At 73.9% G+C, this 18,707-nt stretch carries 10 protein-coding genes; 9 read left to right on the top strand and 1 reads right to left on the bottom strand.

All coding sequences use genetic code 11. From position 1 onward, the window contains the following. Positions 1-196 precede the first annotated feature (196 nt). The 9 genes from ACIPN7_RS13920 to ACIPN7_RS13880 all read left to right on the top strand — a co-directional run bounded on the left by ACIPN7_RS13920 (position 197) and on the right by ACIPN7_RS13880 (position 17,683). Positions 197-4,054: a DUF4132 domain-containing protein gene (locus ACIPN7_RS13920; protein ID WP_400542819.1), complete on the top strand. Its 3,858-nt coding sequence runs from the start codon at positions 197-199 to the stop codon at positions 4,052-4,054. Between the two features lie 195 nt (positions 4,055-4,249). Further along, complete coding sequence (locus ACIPN7_RS13915) at positions 4,250-4,672, top strand: ArsR/SmtB family transcription factor (RefSeq protein WP_400542816.1); 423 nt, start codon at positions 4,250-4,252, stop codon at positions 4,670-4,672. Further along, a complete protein-coding gene (locus ACIPN7_RS13910; protein ID WP_400542813.1) occupies positions 4,669-5,172 on the top strand; it encodes an SRPBCC family protein in 504 nt (167 codons plus the stop codon). Before ACIPN7_RS13915 ends, ACIPN7_RS13910 begins: the two co-directional genes overlap by 4 nt. Next, positions 5,169-5,795: a dihydrofolate reductase family protein gene (locus tag ACIPN7_RS13905; RefSeq protein ID WP_400542810.1), complete on the top strand. Its 627-nt coding sequence runs from the start codon at positions 5,169-5,171 to the stop codon at positions 5,793-5,795. Before ACIPN7_RS13910 ends, ACIPN7_RS13905 begins: the two co-directional genes overlap by 4 nt. Before the next feature lie 162 nt (positions 5,796-5,957). After that, a complete protein-coding gene (locus ACIPN7_RS13900; RefSeq protein ID WP_400542807.1) occupies positions 5,958-9,806 on the top strand; it encodes a DUF4132 domain-containing protein in 3,849 nt (1,282 codons plus the stop codon). 140 nt (positions 9,807-9,946) lie between these two features. Then, positions 9,947-11,095 carry an AAA family ATPase gene (locus ACIPN7_RS13895; protein ID WP_400542804.1) on the top strand — a complete coding sequence of 383 codons (1,149 nt, stop codon included), beginning with the start codon at positions 9,947-9,949 and terminating at the stop codon, positions 11,093-11,095. A gap of 116 nt (positions 11,096-11,211) precedes the next feature. Then, entirely contained in the window at positions 11,212-14,352 is a 3,141-nt protein-coding gene (locus ACIPN7_RS13890) for a DUF5682 family protein (RefSeq protein ID WP_400542801.1), read from the top strand. Then, on the top strand, positions 14,349-15,620 hold the full coding sequence (locus ACIPN7_RS13885) for a VWA domain-containing protein (protein ID WP_400542798.1): 1,272 nt from the start codon (positions 14,349-14,351) through the stop codon (positions 15,618-15,620). The genes ACIPN7_RS13890 and ACIPN7_RS13885 overlap by 4 nt, the downstream gene beginning before the upstream one ends. Beyond that, a complete protein-coding gene (locus tag ACIPN7_RS13880) occupies positions 15,617-17,683 on the top strand; it encodes a hypothetical protein (protein WP_400542795.1) in 2,067 nt (688 codons plus the stop codon). The genes ACIPN7_RS13885 and ACIPN7_RS13880 overlap by 4 nt, the downstream gene beginning before the upstream one ends. A gap of 95 nt (positions 17,684-17,778) precedes the next feature. Here ACIPN7_RS13880 and ACIPN7_RS13875 read toward each other — a convergent pair. Further along, positions 17,779-18,707 (bottom strand): DUF222 domain-containing protein (locus tag ACIPN7_RS13875; RefSeq protein WP_400542793.1); only part of this gene is annotated, 929 nt, incomplete at its 5' end.

The following is an 18,707-nucleotide window of genomic DNA, read 5'->3' as shown; positions in this document are numbered from 1 at the left end:
GGGCAGCGTAGGGCAAGCGTCGCCCAGCTGCCGTCAGCCGCCGGGACGCAGGCCGGCGGCAGGGCCACGACCCCGGCAACCACCCGAACATCATCACTGTCAGTGGCCACCGCTACTTTGTGCGCGTGCTGCTGAGAGCGGCACGATCCAGGGGCGAGCTCTGCCCCGATGGCCGACGACGACGTGATGGGGCGAGATGCTGCAGGAGCTGATGGACCGGGTGCGGGGCGGCGACGAGACGGCGCGAGGCGTGGCGGATGCGCTGGCGCCGTTGTCGCTGCTCGGCACCGGTTCGTACGAGGACGCGGTGGGCTATGTGCTGGCGGGCACGACGCCGGAGATCTTGACGAGCCTGGCGTCCGCCGCCACGGAGGACGTCGACCGGCTGCTCGACCAGCCGGGCCGCACCACCTACTGGTCGGCCTGGGTCTCGCCGGACCTCGTCAAGCAGGTCGCCGCCGTGCACAAGAGCTGGACCACCGACAAGGGCGTCAACGGCCGCCGCCGCTTCTACGCGACCGCAGGCACGGCCCAGGCCGTCCGCTTCGCGCGGCTGCTGGCCCAGATCTGCGAGACCGTCGAGATCCCGGGCGTTCCCGAGTGGCTGTCCCTGCTCCTGCACGACGTGGGATACATCGGGACGCCCGGGCAGAGCCGGTCGGGCACGGGGAACCCGGCCGTGCGGACGCGCTGGACGCCGGCAGAGTTCGAGGCGGCGGCAGCAGAGGGCGGGGTGCCCGCCGCCGACGCCCCGCGCGTCGTCCTGGGCGGTGTCCTGCACCGTTCCGCGAAGAGCCGCTCCTGGTACTCGGACGCCCGGGAGGGCTTCTTGAGGACCACGGAGTTCGGCGAGTACCTCGGCCGGCACGCGGCACTGCTCTCCGACGTCGTCCCGACGCTGACCGCGGCGGGCAAGGAAGTGGTGCTCGACCGCATCGGCACGCGCCTCGCGACCCAGGAAGTCGCGAGCGACGAGTTCGCGGTGATCGTCGCCGCCCTCGCCGTCGATCCCGCCAAGGGCGTGCGCGTCGCGGCCCTCAAGCACCTCGCCAGCCTCCCCGACGAGCGGCAGGTGGCGCTGCTCGCGCTGTACCTGGCCACGGCGCCGTCCGGCCGCCTCACCGAGGCCGTGACGCGGCTGGCCGCGCTGGACGGCGGCCTCGCCGCGTGCGAGGCGGCGCTCGCCACGCTGCGCGACGAGAGCGGGAAGGTCGCGGCCGGGCAGGGCGCACGCGTCAAGCTCCTGGACCAGACCGTGGAGCGTGCCCGCGCGCTGGAGACGCCCGCGCAGGACGTCGTCATCGACCTCCCGGACTGGGCGCCGCTGCCCGACCCGGTCCTCGACGACGCGTGGGTCAAGCAGCTCCGCACCGACGTCGAGCAGGCGACCGCCCGGGCCCGGACCAACCTCGACGAGGCCCGGAAGGACGCGAAGGCCGGCGGCAACGGCTGGGTGCTCAAGTCCGCCCAGAACAACCTCGAGCAGCTCGAGAAGATCACCGCCCAGGACGTCGACGCCCTCCCGCGGGTGCTCACGGCGAAGGCTCCGGCTCGAAAGCTCGGCAGCTCGCCCCTGGTCGCCTGGCTCACGGACCGCCGCCGCGACCCGTTCGCCGACCAGGGCCTGATGTTCCACGTGCGCCTGCGGGCACTGGTCCACGGCGGCCGCAGCGACGGCAACAACCTGCTGTGGAGCCTGCGCGGGCACCTCGACGAGATCACCGACCTGCGCCAGCTCCACGACGGCCTCGAGCGTGCCGGGATCCCGGACGTCGAGCGGCTCGTCATCGATCTCGTCCTGAACCGCTGGTGGGGGCACGAGGAGATCCCGGCGTCGGTCGCCTGGCCCTGGTTCGCCGAGCGGCCCGAGATCCTGGAACGCACCCTGGGGACCGGGGACGGCAGCGAGCGCACCGGCAAGGTGCTCGCGATGCTGCGCGAGTTCCCCGCCCTGCCGCCGATGCTGCTGCCCCAGCTCACGGCGCTCGCGCTCGGTGCGGGCAAGACCCACCGCGTCGCGGCACAGCAGGTCCTGGAGGCCCACGCCGGGGCGCGGTCCCTGGCCGAGCAGGCGCTCGCGGACAGCAAGGGCGAGGTGCGCGCGTCGGCCGCGGTGTGGCTCGCCCGCATCGGTGACCCCGCCGCGGTGCCCGCGCTGCGCGCCGCCCTGAAGAAGGAGCGCCGCGAGGCGGCGCGGGCCGCGCTGCTCTCGGCCCTGGAGACGCTCGGCGATGACATCTCTGCCGACCTCGCGCCGGAGATCCTGCAGGCCGAGGCCACCAAGGGCCTCAAGGCGAAGATCCCGGCGAGTCTCCACTGGTTCCCGTTCGAGCAGCTCCCGGAGGTGCGCTGGGCCGGCGGTGCTGGTGCCGAGCCGGGCGGCGTCGTGCCGCGGGACGTCGTGCGCTGGTGGGTCGTCCTGGCGACCAAGCTCAAGGTGCCCAGCGGCGAGGGCCTGATCGCCCGGTACGTCGGCCTCCTGGACCCGGCATCGCAGGCCGCGCTCGGCTCGTTCGTGCTGCGCGCCTGGGTCGCCCAGGACACGCGCAACCCGTCCGTCGAGCACTCCCGCGAGTACGCCGACCAGCACGCGCAGTCCCGGTGGGACAACCTGCAGGCCTCGATCAAGCGCTACCCCGAGTACTACGCGGACCAGGCCGGGCAGACCGTCGAGGACTTCTGGAAGCGGCTCTACCGCGAGGACCAGGCCACCTACCTCGGGTCGGCCACGCAGGAGAAGGGGCTCCTCGCGCTGACCGTCGGGATGCCCGGGGCAGGGCTCGCGACGACCGCGCAGCACTACTTCGCCGCGCACAAGGGCCGCCGTGCTCAGGCCGAGTACCTGGTGCGGGCGCTCGCCGCCAACGGCGACCGGGCCGCGGTGCAGCAGCTGCTCGCGGTGTCGCGCCGGTTCAAGCAGCGCACGGTCCAGGAGACGGCCGGGGTGCTCGCCCAGGACATCGCCGACCGCAACGGCTGGGACGGCGACCAGCTCGCCGACCGTACGGTCCAGACCGCCGGGTTCGACGACGACGGCATCCTGCGCCTCGACCTCGGCGGGCCCTCAGGTGGCGGGGACGGCGGCGAGGTGCGCGTGGTCACCGGGCGCATCACGGAGGCGTTCACGCTCGAGCTGCGCAATCCCGCGGGCAAGGTGGTCAAGGCCCTGCCGGCCAAGCGCGCGTCCGACGACGACGAGGTGTACGCCGAGGCGAAGCGGCAGCTCAAGGAGTCGCGGGCCGAGCTCAAGGCCGTCGTCGCGCTGCAGACGCAGCGCTTCGCCGAGGCCATGGTCACCGGCCGCACGTGGAGCGCCGCCGACTGGCGCGAGTTCGTGCTGGGGCACCCGCTGATGTCCCGCCTGGCCGCGCGCCTGGTGTGGGCGGCGGAGCTGCCCGGCGCGGACGGGGCTGCGGGTCCGGGCGCGGACGGCGCCGGGCCTCGGACCGTGACGTTCCGGCCGGGCGACGGCGGCGCGCTGATCGGCGTCGACGACGAGGACGTCACCCTCCCGGACGACGCCCGCGTCTCGCTGGTGCACGCCGCCACCCTCGGGGACGACGACGAGACCGGCGCGCCGGCCTGGCGCGGCCACCTCGGCGACTACGAGATCACGCCGCTGTTCGACCAGGGCCTGGGCGCCGAGGCGGACGCCACCGGCGGGCTGCCGGACCTGCTGGGCACCGCCACCGTGATCGACACCCGCAAGGGCTGGCTCAGCGACTCGTTCACGATCCGCGGCCGTGCCACCAAGCTCGGGTACTCGCGGTCGCAGGCCGAGGACGCCGGATGGTTCTCCGCCTACCGCAAGGAGTACCCGACGCTCGACCTCACGGTCGAGATCGAGTTCACCGGCGCGTTCCTGCCCGAGGAGAACATCACCGCGGCCGTCCAGGAGCTGGTGTTCCGCCGCACGGGGACGTGGGACGACCGGGGCCGGCTCAAGCTCGAGGACGTGCCCAAGGTGCTGCTCGCGGTGTCCTACCGGGACTACGTCACCGTGGCCGAGGGCGGGGCCTTCGACCCGGACTGGGAGAAGAAGAGCCAGTACTGAGCGCATGACCGACCACGTACCGGGCTGAGGCCCGGACCGCTTGCCGGCGTCGGCTCCTCGGGAGCCGGCGCCGGTTCGTCGTCCGCGCCGGGCTTTCTGTCCGGGCGGGCCCCTTGTCCGTGGAGCCGGCTTGTCCGCGCGCGCGCCAGACACTTAGCCCTTGCGCTTAGTTTTCGCGCGAGCTAACTTAGCCGCATGGCTCAGCATTCGGTCCTCGACGGTACGTTCCAGGCGCTCGCCGACCCGACCCGGCGCGCCGTGCTGGGCCGGCTCGGCGCGGGTCCGGCCAGCGTCGGCGAGCTCGCGGCGCCGTTCGACATGGCGCTGCCGTCGTTCATGAAGCACATCCGCTATCTCGAGAGCACGGGATGGATCAGGTCGCAGAAGGTCGGCCGGGTCCGCACGTGCACGCTCGAGCGGGAGGCGTTCGACGCCGTCGAGAGCTGGCTCGGCGAACAGCGGAGCATCTGGGAGGGGCGCACGGACCGGCTCGAACGGTTCGTCACCGCGGCGCGGCCCGGCGCTGATGAGGGGCACGACGCCGACGGGCACGACGCCGACGACCCCGAAATCGACACGCACGACCACCACACCGACAACAGGGATGTTCTCTCATGACCACGTCGCACGGAGCTTCACCGGACAGCCGGTCCGGCCGGCCCGACCTCGACCTGACGGTCTCCCGCGTCATCGGCGCCCCGCGCTCGTCGGTCTGGAACGCCTGGGCCGACCCGGCGAGCTTCGAGCAGTGGTGGGTCCCAGCACCCCAGATCTGCCGCGTCGCGGAGATGGACCTGCGCCCGGGCGGTTCCTTCCGCACGGAGCTGAGCGAGGACGGCATCGAGTTCGGCCCGCACATCACGGGCTGCTTCCTCGCCGTCGACGACCTCGAACGCATCGTCTTCACCGACGCGCTTGTGGCCGGCTGGCGTCCCGCGGCGCAGCCGTTCGTCACCGCGGTGATCACGATGCGGGACCACCCGGACGGCACCGAGTACCGCGCGACCGCGATGCACCGCGACGTCGCCGACCGCGACCGGCACGAGCAGCTCGGCTTCCACGACGGCTGGGGCACCGTCACGCGGCAGCTCGCCGAGCTGGTGGAGTCGAGATCGTGAGGCTGATCCTGACGGAGTTCGTGAGCCTCGACGGCGTCTCGCAGGGGCCGGGCTCGCCGGAGGAGGACACCAGCGACGGGTTCACCCGAGGCGGTTGGCTCGTGCCCCACATCGACGAGGTGTTCGTCCGCCGGACGGTGGAGTGGCTCGGCGAGGCGGACGGGCTCCTGCTCGGTCGCCATACCTACGCCGCCTTCGCGCGCGACTGGCCGCAGATCACCGATCCGGCCGACCCGTTCACCGCGCTCATGAACAGCCTGCCCAAGTACGTCGCGTCGCAGACGTTGACCGAGGGCACCTGGCACCCGACCACGGTTCTCTCGGGCGACGTGGCGTCCCAGGTCGCGGAGCTCAAACGACGGCCAGGTCGCGAGCTCCAGATCCACGGCAGTGCCCGGCTCGCCCAGTCGCTCCTCGCCGCAGGAGTGATCGACGAGCTCCGCCTCGTGGTCGCGCCGGTCGTCGTCGGCAGCGGCAGGCGGCTCTTCCCGGACGGCGGCGCGCCCGCGGGGCTCCGGCTCGTCAGCAGCGAGTCGACGCCCGGCGGGCTGGTGATCCAGGTCTACGCCTGGGCCGGCGAGCCGGCCGTCGCGACGTATGCCGGGGTCTCGGACATCGTCTGACGGGCCTCTGTCCCGAGGACGCTGCGTCCGGAGGAGGCCGGGTCCCGAGGGCATCGCCGCCGTGTCGGTGACCCCCGCTACGTTGATGGCGCGCCCCACCGAGCGGCGTGGTGAGGGCGCCAGGTGTGCCTCTGACCTGGGACGAGGCGAAGAGGCCGTACCGTGCAGCACGCGCAGGACCCAGCAGCAGGACCGGCTCAGGGGGATGAGCTGCTCACGGCCTACCAGGAGGCGCTGGCGCCGCTGAGAGCGATCCTGCCGGACACCTTCGAGCAGGCCCTCGGGTACGTGCGCGACGGGACGACGCCGGAGGTGCTGGCAACGCTCGACGCGGCGACGACGCACGCCGTGTACCTGCTGATGGCCGAGCCCGGCGCCGTCGGCTACTCGTATCACGCCGCGGACAAAGGGATCGTCCACCGCGTCAGGCGCGCACGTGCCGGGTGGGCCGTGCACGAGGGCGTGCGGGCCCGCATGACGGTGCATACCACGGCTCCGGCCGCTGCGGTCGCGCGGCTGGGGCGCCTGCTCGCCACGATCGGCGACGTGGACCGGGTGTCGCCGCCAGCGCCCGGCTGGCTGACCGCCCTCGTGAACGACGTCGTGAGCGTGCGACCCCAGAGCTCCCGCGCGACGCGCCGGGCGGTGTTCGCACGCTGGACTCCCCAGTTCCTCGCGACTGTCGCACGTGAGGGCGGGGTGCCCGAGGCGGAGGTCGTCCCCGCGGTGCTCACCGCCCTGCTGCACCGCGCCGCCGACGTGCAGCCCGGGGGACTGAAGCAGCTCACGAAGTGGGTCGCATCAGTGCCGATGGACACGTTCCTCGCGGAGCACGCGGCCGCCTTGCCCGACGTCGTGCGGCCACTCACCGCCCCGGGCAAGGCCGCGTTCCTCGACGTCGTCGGTCGGAACCTGACCCCGCATGCCGACCTGGTCGCGGCGCTCGCCGTCGACCAGGCCAAGGACGTGCGGGCGGGAGCCGTGAACCTGCTGGCGTCACTGGAGGCGGAGAAGCAGCGTGGCCTGCTCGCGCCGCTCCTGAGCACCGCCACGCCCAACAGGCTGGGCGAGGTCCTGGCACACCTCGCGGGAACGCCGGACGGGCTCGACGCCGTCCGGGCGGCTCTCGCCGCCGCGGGCGAGGCCCGGGGCCAGGTCGCGCGCGTCGGCGCGCTGCGAAAGACGCTCGATCGTGCGGAGGCCCTGGTCAGCGTGTCAGGGACCGAGGCCTTGACCGAGGTGCCCTCCTTCGGGGCTCCGAACGAGCCCACGCTCGGGTACGACTATGTGATCGCCGCCCTCGAGCTCCTGGGCCGCCATCGGGCGATGGCTGCCGAGGAGGTCCGTCAGGCGACGGCGGGCGACGGACCGCACTGGGTCGTCGAGCGGGCGCAGAAGCACCTGACGAGACTGTCCGCGATCACCGAGGACGGCCTGCGCGCCGTCGTCCGGCTGATGAACGGCGACACGTACCGCGTGGGCGTGCGTGCCGACGGCGAGGAGGGTAGACCGTCGGAGGCCACCGCGGAGTGGTGCTCGTGGCGACGCCGCGACCTGCCGACGACGGCGCCCGGGCACAAGTTGCGGCTCTGGCTCGCGCTGGGGCGGGAAGATGTGTCGCCGCTGGTCGAGGAGCTCCTGCCCGGACTCGGTGACCTGCGGGCCGTCGAGGAGCTCTTTGTCCGGCTCGGTGTCGCGGACCCGGCTGCCGCCGTGGACCAGTTCGTGTTCCGGGAGCACTGGTACTCCTCGCAGCAGGCCCTGGTCGGGCTGTTGTGGCCCTACTACGCCGAGCGCGTCGACCTCCTCGTGCCGCACCTGACGCCGCGCGACGGCGACGACACTCACGCCTTTTCCCGCGCGCTCGACATCGTGGCGGCCTTCCCCGTGGCGCCCGCCGCCACGCTGCCGCTGCTGTCGGGCCTCGCCCTGGGCCAGGACAAGCACCGGAGAGCCGCGCAGGACGTACTGTCGACCAACCCCGGCGTCCGCGGGCTGGCCGAGCAGGGTCTCGTCGACGGCAAGGCGGGCGTACGGGTCTCGGCGGCGGCGTGGCTGGTGCGGATCGGCGACTTGGCGGCGGTACCGGCGTTGCGTGCTGCCCTGCGGAAGGAGCGCCAGGAGGCGGGGAGGGCCGCGCTGCTGTCGGCGCTGCAGGCGCTGGGGGACGACATCTCGGCCGATCTGGCGCCCGAGATCCTGCTGGCCGAGGCGGTCAAGGGGCTCAGCAAGCCGGTTCCGGCAGACCTGGAGTGGTTCCCGTTCGACGGGCTGCCCCGGCTGCGGTGGGCAACCCAACAGGGCACCGTGCCGCCCGAGGTGGTGCGTTGGTGGGTCGTCCTGGCCTGCAAGCTCAAGGATCCCGGCGGCGCGGGGCTGTTCGCCCTGTACGTGTCCCGGCTCGACGCGGCGTCCCGGGCCGCGCTCGGGTCCTTCGTCCTGAGCGCCTGGGTAGCGCAGGACACGATCCACCCGGCGGTCGAGGAGTCGAAGGCGCACGCGGAGGCCGGGGCGCAGTACCGGTACGACGAGTACCAGCGGATGCTGCAGTACTACCCGGGCCATTACGAGGCACTCGCCGCGCTGTCGGTCGAGGACCACTACAGGCACCTGTACCGAGAGCACCAGGCGGAGTATCGCGGCTCCGCGGTGAAGGAGAAGGGCCTGCTCGCGCTGACCGTCGGGATGCCGGGCGGCGACCTGGCCGCCGCGGCGCAGCACTACTTCAAGGCCAACAAGACGCGGCGCGCCCAGGCCGAGGCCCTCGTGCGGGCCCTGGCCGCGAACGGCGACCGCGCCGCGGTGCAGGCGTTGCTGGCGGTCTCGCGCCGGTTCAGCATGTCCACGGTCCAGGAGGTCGCCACCGCGCTGGCCAAGGATCTCGCCGACCGACGTGGCTGGGACGCCGACCAGCTCGCGGACCGCACGGTGCAGACCGCCGGGTTCGACGACGACGGCGTCCTGCGCCTCGATCTCGGCTCGCCCGACGGCGGCGGGCTCGAAGGCCGTTCGCCCGAAGACCGCGTGTTCACCGGGCGCATCACGGAGAAGTTCACGCTGGAGCTGCGCGATCCCACGGGCAAGGTCGTCAAGGCGCTGCCGCCCCAGCGGGCGTCGGACGACGGCGACTCCTACGCCGGGGCGAAGAAGCAGCTCGGTGCGAGCCGCAAGGAGCTCAAGGCGGTGATCGCCGTGCAGACGCAGCGGATCGCCGAGGCCATGTGCTCGGAACGCACGTGGGGTGCCGACGAGTGGCACGAGTTCGTGCTGGGACACCCACTCATGTCGCGGCTCGCTGCCCGGCTCGTGTGGGTGGCGAGGCTGCCTGGCGGGAGCGGGGGCCGGGGTGGAGGCGAGGGTGGCGCGACGCCGGGCGTGGGGACTCCGGACGCCGTCGCCTTCCGGCCCGGCGACGGCGGCGTGCTGATCGGGGTCGACGACGGCGACGTCGTGCTCCCCGAAGGAGCGCGGGTGTCGATCGCGCACGCCGTCACGCTGCCGGCTGCAATAGCCATGGTGGATGCGGGGACGGCCAGCGCCGGCGAGGCCGAGGCATGGCGGAAGCACCTCGCCGACTACGAGGTGACGCCGCTGTTCGACCAGGGCCTCGGCGCCCACGCCGTCGTCCCGCCGGAGCTGGAGCCCGGGGCCAGGGAGATCGCGGACCACCGGGGCTGGTTGACCGACTCGTTCTCGATCCGCGGCCGGGCGACCAAGCTCGGGTACCGGCGGGCGGCGTCCGAGGACGGCGGCTGGTTCGACGCCTACACCAAGGCGTACCCGCGCCTCGGCGTCACCGTGGAGATCTCGTTCACCGGCGCCTACCTGCCCGAGGAGAACATCCCGGCCGCGGTCACGAGCCTCACGTTCCACGGCGCCCAGAGCTGGGACGGCGGTCAGAAGATCGAGGACCTGCCGGCCGCGCTCGTCGCGGTCTCGTACCAGGAGTACGTGACGGTGGCGCAGGCGGGGTCGTTCGACCCCGACTGGGTGAGGAAGAGCAGGTTCTGAGCCGGCCGGCGGCGGTGTCAGTGGCTCCCGCTACCTTGATCGCACGCTGACCGCAGCGGCCCTGACCAGGGCCGTCGGGGCATTACTCGCACACCATCATTCGCACGTCATCACTCGTAACGCACGCACCGAAGGACGTCATGACCACGGACACCACCGTCTCGGCAGGCACGACTGCTGGAACCGAGACCAGCCAGGCCGCCGAGATCCGCCCGCCCGCCGAGATCCGCTACGCCGCCGAGCTCGCGACGCTCGACTCCTGGGACGCCGAGCGCGGGCACGAGCGGCCCCCAGGCTGGCGGCTGAGCCCGCGGGCCGTGCGGGCGTTCGTCGTGGGCTCCGAGGAGCTCGGCGTGACCCGCAAGTTCTACGGCGACGACCCGCTGGTGGACCGCGCCGTCGTCTCCCTGATGGGTCGGCAGGGCCTGATGCTGGTGGGCGAGCCCGGTACGGCCAAGTCGATGCTGTCCGAGCTGCTGTCGGCGGCGGTCTCCGGCAGTTCGACCCTGACCGTGCAGGGCACCGCGGGCACCACCGAGGACCACGTCCGGTACTCGTGGAACTACGCGCTCCTCGTCTCCGAGGGGCCGAGCGAGCGGTCGCTGGTGCCGTCGCCGATCTGCACGGGCATGCGCGAGGGGCGCGTCGTGCGCTTCGAGGAGATCACGCGCTGCGCGCCCGAGATCCAGGACACGCTCGTGTCGATCCTGTCGGAGAAGCAGCTCATGGTCCCCGAGCTCGGTCCCGACGCGCGCGTCGCCGCCCGGCCGGGCTTCACCGTGATCGCGACCGCGAACCTGAAGGACCGGGGTGTGCACGAGATGTCCGCGGCGCTCAAGCGCCGGTTCAGCTTCGAGACCGTGGCCCCGGTGCGCGACCGCGCGTTCGAGATCGAGCTGGTGCAGCGCCAGCTCGCGGCCGAGCTGGGACCGGAGGGCGACCGCCCCGAGGTGCCGCGTGACGTGCTCGAGGTGCTGGTCACCGTGTTCCAGGACCTGCGGACGGGCAGCACGCGCGAGGGCGCGCCGGTGAAGCGGCCGGAGACGGTCATGTCCACGGCGGAGGCCGTCAATGTCGCCGTCGCCGCCTCGCTGGAGGCCCGATACCTCGGCGACGGCACGGTGACCGCGGCCGAGGTCGCGCGGCAGGTCGCAGGCGTCGCGCTCAAGGGCGAGGAGGAGGACGCGCGCCGGCTGCGGCACTACGTGGACAACGTGGTGCGCGAGCGCGCCCGCACGGACGCGCGCTGGAAGGCGTTCTTCACCGCGGCAGAGCCGCTGTGGCGGTGAGCGGCGGGGCGGGCGCGGGCACAGTGGTCGCAGGCTCAGCGGGTACAGGCTCAGCGGGTACAGGCTCAGCGGGTACAGGCGCAGCGGGTGCAGGCACAGCGGGCACAAGTGCGGTGGTGAGCGACGACGGCGCCGTCGCGGCGCCGGACGGCGCCACGAGCCGGCGTGCGGACGCAGTCTGGGACCTTGCTCCGCAGCGGCTGCGCACGGCCGCGGACGCCGTCGCACGGCTGCGGACCGAACGCGGCGTCTACTTCGCGCCCGTGCGGCACCACAGCCCGGCGTGCGCCGTGGCGGTGCGGGCGGCGATCGAGGAGCTGCGGCCGTCGGCCGTGCTCATCGAGGGACCCGAGGAGTTCACGCGGCTCATCCCGGACCTGCTGCACGAGGCGACCCGGCCGCCCGTCGCGGTGCTGAGCCTCGGCGGCTCGGGCTCCGGCTCGGGTTCTGGCTCGGGCGCGAGGTCCAAGGCGGAGGCGGGCGACCGCGAGCCCGGGGAGGGTGCCGGCTTCTACCCGCTCGCGTCCTTCTCCCCGGAGTGGGTCGCCCTGCACGCGGGGCGGGACGCCGGCGCGGAGCTCAGGTTCATCGACCGCTCGTTCGGCGAGCGGTCGGCGGCGGAGCGCGCGGTCTCGGGGCCGGGATCCGAGGATTCGGGGGCCGGCGGTTCGGGGCCGGACCCTGCGGGGCTGGACTCTGCCGAATCAGGTGCCGGGTCGGGTGCCGGGCCGAACTCCGCCGGCGAGCCGGACCCCTTCGCGCGGACCCTCATGTCCGAGCGCTACCTGGCGCACTCCGAGGCGGTCGCGACGCTCGCGCGCCGGCTCGGGTGCCGCGACCACGACGAGGTCTGGGACCACCTGTTCGAGTCCCGGAGCAGCGCCGAGCTCGCGGACTGGCGCGCCTTGTTCGACGACGTCTTCGCGTGGGCGGCGCTCGCGCGCCTCGACTACGAGGAGAGCGTGCTCGGCGCCGACGGGTCCCTGGATCGCGAGGCCCGGATGTCGGCCCGGATCGCCGAGGCGATGGCAGGGCCGATGGCGGGAGCAGTGCCGGCGGCGGGAGCAGAGCTGGCGGCCGGAACGGAGCTGGTGGCGGGAGCAGGGCCGCTGGCAGGAACGACCGCGGAGGCCGGCGGACCGGTGCTCGTCGTGACCGGGGCGTTCCACACGCTCGCGCTGGTGGAGGCGCTGTCCGGCGCGCCGGAGGGCGCCCCGGTGCGCGACCGGCAGCCCGCGGGCGGCTTCGGCCCGATCGCGCAGGGTGAGGCCTGGCTGGTGCGCTACGACCACGAGCGGCTCGACGGGCTGCGCGGGTACGGCGCGGGCATGCCGTCGCCCGGCTACTACGAGCGCCTGCACGCGGCGCACCTGCGGGAGCTGGCAGCCGACGGCGCGGATGCTTCGGCGTCCGGCCCCGTCGGCGCCCGCGCCCTCGCCGCGGAGATCCTGGTCGACGTCGCCCGTGGCGCCGTCGACCGGGGGCACGCGGTGAGCCTGCCGCAGGTGGGCGCCGCGGCGGCGTCCGCGACCCGGCTCGCGCACCTGCGCGAGCGTGCTTTCGCGGGCCGCACCGACCTGCTGGACGCGATGCGTTCGTGCTACGTGCAGGACGACGGCGGCGTCGGTGGACCGGGCGAGCCGGAGCGGCCGCTGGGGCTGGCGATCGCGGAGGTGTTCGGCGGCCGGGCCCTGGGCGACCTGCCGCCCGGCAGCGCGTCGCCGCCGCTCGTGCGCGATGTGCGCGAGCGGGTGCGCGCGGTGCGGCTCGTCGTCGACGACTCGCTGCCGCGCACGGCCCGCCTGGATGCGCGGCGGACGGCGTCGCACCGGGCCAAGCGTCAGGTGCTGGCGCTGCTCGACTTCGTCGGCGCGGGCTTCGGACAGCTCGTCTCGGGACCGGACCACGTGGCGGGCCGAGGGCTCGGCCTGATCACGGAGGAGTGGCAGTACTGCTGGACGCCGCTGGTCGAGGCGCGGCTCGTGGAGATGGTGCACCTCGGCGCGACGCTGGAGGCCGTGGCGGTCGCCCGGCTGTACGAGGCGGAGGCGCGGCTCGCGGGCGGCGGGACCGGCGCGGGATCCGGCAACGGGCCTGGGTCACCGTCTGGTTCATCAGCTGCTTCGTCGGCTGGTTCGTCGTCGGGGCCGGCGTTCGGTGCCAGGGCAGCCTCTGTCGACGCCCTCGCGCGGCTCGTGGCGCAGGCGCTGGTGATCGGGATGGGCTCGCACCTGCCCCGGATCGTCTCCCTGCTGCGCGTCACCCTCGATACCGACCGCGACGTGGACTCCGTCGTCTCGGGCGCTCGCCGGCTGCTCGGCCTCTGGCAGGCCCGGGTCGAGCTGGGCGCCGAGGAATACGCGGGCGAGCTGCTCGACCTGGTGAGCCAGGCGCTCGCCACCGCGGCCTACCTGGTCAGCGACCTGGGGAAGGTCCGGGCCGAGGACGAGGACGCCGCCATCGGCACCCTGATCGGCCTGCGCTCCCTGCTCCGGGACGCGGCGGCGGCGGACGGCGGCGCGGTCCCTCGTGGTGCGGACTCTGGTGGTGCGGTCTCTGGCGGCGCGGCGGACGGCGGTGCGCCCGACGCTGCCGTGCTTGACGGCGGTACGGCTCACGGCGGTACGGCTCACGGCGGTGCGGCTCACGGCGGTGCGGCTCACCGCGGTGCGAACCGAGCCGACGGTGCCGTCAACCGCATCGCCGTCGCGCGCGAGCTCGCGCGCCTGCGCGACGACGAGGCGACCGCGCCCGCCGTCGCGGGCGCGCTGCTCGCCCTGGGGTTCACCGACGGTGAGGTGGCCGACGACGTCCTGGTCACCCGGGTGCGCGGCGCCCTGTCCGCGGGCGCGGACCCAGGGGCGGCCGTCCGGTTCCTGGGTGGCGTGATGCGCGCCGCTCCCGACCTGATCCTGCACACACCGGAGATGTTCGACGCCGTGGACGACGCGCTGCGCACGCTCGACGGCGACGCGTTCCTGGCGGTGCTGCCCGACCTGCGGCGGGCCTTCACGTGGCTCCGGCCCACCGAGACGCACCGGCTGGCGAAGCGCGTGGCGGAGCGGACCGGGGCGCGGGTGGACCAGGTGGACGTGCGGGTCGCGCTGTCGGAGGAGGATCTGGCGACCGGCCTGGTCCTGGACCGGGAGCTGGTCGCGGTGCTGGAAAGGGACGGGCTGGCCCACTGGGGCCCGACGACCGCAACGACGAGTGCCGTGGGCGCCGCCGGCGTCGGCACCGCAGGAGGAGAAGCATGAGCGCGACCGGTCGGACGGCGTCCGATCTCGGGGTGCCCGATCTCGGGGCGCCCGATCTGGGGGTGCCTGAAGAAGTCGAGGCGTCTGACACGCCGCCGTCGGTCTCCGACGACGAGGCCGCCCGGCGCTGGCGCCTGGTGCTGGGCCGGTACGCGGCCGACGAGCTGCAGGTGGGCCAGCAGGACCAGGGGCTGGAGCGGTCCCTGCGGTATCTGTACGACCGCGAGTACACGGCCCGCGGGCATCGCGTCGGGCGCGGCACCGGCCCGGGTGAGGGCGGCGGCGCGCGCGGCGGCGGGGGCGCGGGACTGGGCGGGTCCCAGCCGCACGGCGTGGACGTGACCGCGCTCGGCTGGCTGAGCGAGGCCGGCAGCCTGTTCCCGCGGGAGACCTTCGAGCGCATGCAGGTCGACGCCGTGAGCCGGTACGGCCTCACGGAGCTGCTGCAGGACGAGACCGCGCTCGAGACCCTCGAACCGTCCCGTGAGCTCGCCGTTGCGATGCTGCAGGTCCGGGGCGCCCTGGGCGACCAGGCCGCGGCGGGCCTGCGGCGGATCATCCGCCGGGTCGTCGACGACGTCGTGCGGCGGCTGCGGCCTCGCTTCGCCACGGCGGTGAACGGCCGCATCGACCGGTCACGCCGGTCGATGCACCGGGTCGCGCGGAACTTCGACTGGAAGCGCACGCTGCGCGCCAACCTCGGCCGGGTCGACGCCGAAGGCCGGATGACGGTCCAGGACGTCCGCTTCTCCGCCCGGGCCAAGCGCACCCTGACCTGGGACGTCATCCTGCTCGTCGACCAGTCGGGCTCGATGGCGCCGTCGCTGCTGTACTCCGCGGTGTGTGCCGGGATCCTGTCCGGCCTGCCCGGTATCAATGTGCAGCTCTACCTGTTCGACACCTCGGTGGTGGACATGTCGCACCTGGCCGCCGACCCCGTCGAGGTCCTGATGACCGCGCAGCTCGGGGGCGGTACCGACATCGCACGGGCCGTGCGGCACGCCGAGCAGCAGGTCCGCAACCCGTCGCGGACGGTCGTGGCGCTGGTCAGCGACTTCTACGAGGGCGGATCGGTGTCGAACCTGCTGACGACGGTGCGCCGCATGGCGTCCTCCGGCGTCACCATGCTCGGGCTCGCCGCCCTGGACGAGGCGGCCGAACCCGTCTACGACCAGGGCACGGCCCGGCACCTGGCGGAGTGCGGCATGGAGGTCGCCGCGCTCACGCCCGAACGGTTCGCCGAGTGGTTGGGAGAGGTGCTCTCATGAGCGACCGGAGGACCTACGCGTGGGCGGCGCCGTACGCGGGCCTGGACGACGACGCGCTCAAGGCGCTCGGCAACGCGGGCCTGCTGCGCCGGGCCCGCAAGGACACCGTGACCGAGGTGTCGTACGACGCCAAGGGCGCGGTGCTCGACGTGTCCGGCGTCTCGGTGCGGGTGGACGGCCGCGGCCCGGCCGCGGTCGCGTGCGACTGCCCGACGGCGGGCGTGTGTCAGCACGTCGTGGCCGCCTGCCTGTGGGCGACCGGGATCGCGCCCGACGTGGCGCAGGCGGGCGCTGAGACCGGCACTGCTGCGGCTGTCGCGCAGTCCGTGCCCCGCTCGGCGGGATCTGCGGCAGGACCGGGTGGGATGACTGCGGCTGGTGCGGCTGGTGCGGCTGGTGCGGGTGCGGCGGTTGGTGCGGAGGCGGCGGCCGGTGCGGGGGCCGCGGGCCGCGCACCGTCTCCGGCGGTGCTGAAGCGTCGCCGGGAGGCGCTCGCGGAGGTGCGCGACGTCGTCGGACGGCTCATGTCGGGCGGCTTGTCCCACCTCGGGTCGGACGACGCCGAGTCGCTCACCGCGTTGGCCGGCCGGGTGCGGGTCGCCGGGTTCGACCAGGTCGCGCCCGAACAGGTCGGCAGTGTGCGGTTCGACGGTCTCGTCCGGGTCGCCGGCGGCCTCGTCGCGGGACTCGCCGGTCGCGACGACGCGGTCACGGAGTCCGACCTGCTCGACGCCCTCGCCGAGATCTGGGCGATGTGCGAGGTGTTGGAGCGGGCGTCCGACCCGGCCGGCGCAGCAGCTGCGATACCCGCGCTTGCAGCAGGTGCTGCTGGAGCTGTGGGCAGTGCTGCTGCAGCTGTGGGCAGTGGTGCTGGAGCTGCTGGAGCTGCGGGCGGTGCCGTGGGCAGCTCGTCGGGCGCCGCCGCCAACCCGTCGGGCGGAGCTGCCGCCAACCCGTCGGACGGAGCCTCTGCCGGCCGCGGGCGGGGGACCGGCAAGGGCTCCGACGACGAGATCGACCTCCCGCGCTGGGTGCCGCTCGGAGCCCGTTGGTGGACGTCGCAGAGCGGGTCGCGCGGCCTGGCCTACCTGGGCTGGGACACCGAGACCGAGGCGGGCGCGCCTGCCACGACGGACGCCGGCCACGTGCGGCAGGTCGTGACCGGCCGCCCGGCGGGCGGCGACCCCAGGTTCCAGCGGAGCTGGACCAGCCCGCTCCTGTGGAACAGGTCCCTGAGCACCCTGTGCGAGGGCGCGTTCGCCCTGACGAAGGTGCGGACCAGGCCCGACGGCGGCCTCGGTGCAGGCGGAACCCCGGTGCTCCAGAGGCTGGAGGGAGACGGGTTCGACCTCGAGGAGCTCCGCGTGATCGCCGCGCGCACGGGGGCGGGCGTGCGGCCGCGCGACGTCGTCGGGTTCGGCCGCCGTCCGGCGAACGTGCGGCTGGTGCTGGTCCGCGACGTCGGTGAGGTGGGCATCGACGAGGTGCGGCAGGAGCTCACGCTCGCCGTCGTCACCTCGGACGGCGAGACGCGGCAGCTGCGTCTGCCGGCCGCGGGGGAGCAGGCGGTCCAGACGCTGCTGTCGGTGCGGTCCAGGCTGGTCGCGGTGACGATCGAGCGCCGCGAGGAGCGGGACGAGCCAGTCGGCCTGTTCGTGCGCGACAAGGGCGCGATCCGCCTGGTCAGTCCCACCATCACGCCGGCCTGGTCGCTCGAGAACAGCTACTGGGACTTCTGGCGCAAGCGGATCCGCAAGCTCAAGGCTCAGGCGTCGTCGGCGAAGGCCGTCCGGCCGCCGGCGGCACCCCCGCCCCCGGTCCGCCGCGTGACGTTGCTGCTGGGCGACGTCCTGCTCGCCGCGGCGGCCACGGGTCGGCCGGCGCTCACGGTGCGGCAGCGGTCCGACGTCGAGCAGGCGCGCGTCCTGGCCCGGGACCTCGGGCTCGCGACGCTGGAGCGGACGGCCCAGGGCCTGCTGGCCGGCGAGCTGACGCCGCCAACGGTGCTCCACGCCGCCTTCGTCGTGGGCCGGGCCCGAGCCGTGGCGGACGTCGCAGGCTGACCGAACTGCCTGCCCCGGCCGGTGCTCCGGCCGGGGCAGGGCAGCGGTGCACGCCCGCGCGGGGTTCGTGCCCTGTGCGGGTGGTTCGGGCCGCTTCATCTCCGTCCCCCGATCGCTCGGGGCGGGCTGCCCGCGGGCTTGATCTCCTTGCCGTGCCGGTTGACCAGGGTCCAGCCCGAGTGGCGGGCGCCGTCGGGATTCCCCGTCCAGCGCATGGTGATGCCGGTGGTGTCGACCAGGTCGTGGTGATGCCAGCACAACAGTGCGGCGTTGCGCGCGCTGGTGTCGCCGCCGTCGGCCCAGTGGCGTTCGGCATGGTGGACCTCGCATCGTGCGGGCGGCTGGGTGCAGTCCGCGTAGACACAGTGTCTGTCGCGGGCGATCACGGCCCGGCGTATCTGCCCGGTGACGGTGCGCTGCGCCCGCCCGACGTCGAGCACCTGGCTGTCCGCCCCGAAGACGACCCTTGTCACGGCGGAGTCGCACAGCAGACGTCGCAGCGTGGCGGTCGGGACCAGTGACGCGGAGATCCCGAACCGTGCGGGTGCCGCTGTGACGTCGGTCAATCCGGTCGGCTCCTCGATGGTGTGCCTGCCGAACTGTCCGGTCAGGCGGGCGAGCTCTGTCCACGACACGGTCACGGTGACGTGCGGCCGCACAGCCGCACCGGTTCCCGTAAGGCCGTTGTCGAGCACGGTGCGGGCGAGGTCGGCGAGTGCCTGGGCACGACGCTGCGCGGGCGTGCGCTCGTCACCCGGTGTCGGGGCTCCCATCACCGAGTCCATCGCGGCCCGTAGAGCCTCGCCGTGCTCGTCGGTGAGGAAACCGTTGACGTGGTAGCCCCCGAAGGTCTTGGCCACGTCGAGGTGTTCGCGCTCCGCCGCCTGCTTGTATCCGCGGTCGTCGGACTCCGGGTCGGCGACGCGTGCGAACCGGTCGACGAACCGGCGGAACACGAGAGGGCCGTGCTGGTCGGCGAGGTCCAGGAGCAGCTCCTCTCCGGTCGGGGCGCGGACAGTGCCCT

This window comes from Promicromonospora sp. NPDC090134 (genome assembly GCF_044746965.1).
Classification (GTDB): Bacteria; Actinomycetota; Actinomycetes; order Actinomycetales; family Cellulomonadaceae; genus Promicromonospora.
Note: the sequence above shows the minus strand (reverse complement) of the source record. Positions and strands in the feature narration are given on the sequence as shown.

What these genes read in the sequence shown, in the direction of transcription:
- ACIPN7_RS13920 (WP_400542819.1), top strand. Translation starts at nt 197, where the DNA reads ATGCTGCAGGAGCTGATGGACCGGGTGCGGGGCGGCGACGAGACGGCG.
- ACIPN7_RS13915 (WP_400542816.1), top strand. Translation starts at nt 4,250, where the DNA reads ATGGCTCAGCATTCGGTCCTCGACGGTACGTTCCAGGCGCTCGCCGAC.
- ACIPN7_RS13895 (WP_400542804.1), top strand. Translation starts at nt 9,947, where the DNA reads ATGACCACGGACACCACCGTCTCGGCAGGCACGACTGCTGGAACCGAG.
- ACIPN7_RS13885 (WP_400542798.1), top strand. Translation starts at nt 14,349, where the DNA reads ATGAGCGCGACCGGTCGGACGGCGTCCGATCTCGGGGTGCCCGATCTC.
- ACIPN7_RS13910 (WP_400542813.1), top strand. Translation starts at nt 4,669, where the DNA reads ATGACCACGTCGCACGGAGCTTCACCGGACAGCCGGTCCGGCCGGCCC.
- ACIPN7_RS13880 (WP_400542795.1), top strand. Translation starts at nt 15,617, where the DNA reads ATGAGCGACCGGAGGACCTACGCGTGGGCGGCGCCGTACGCGGGCCTG.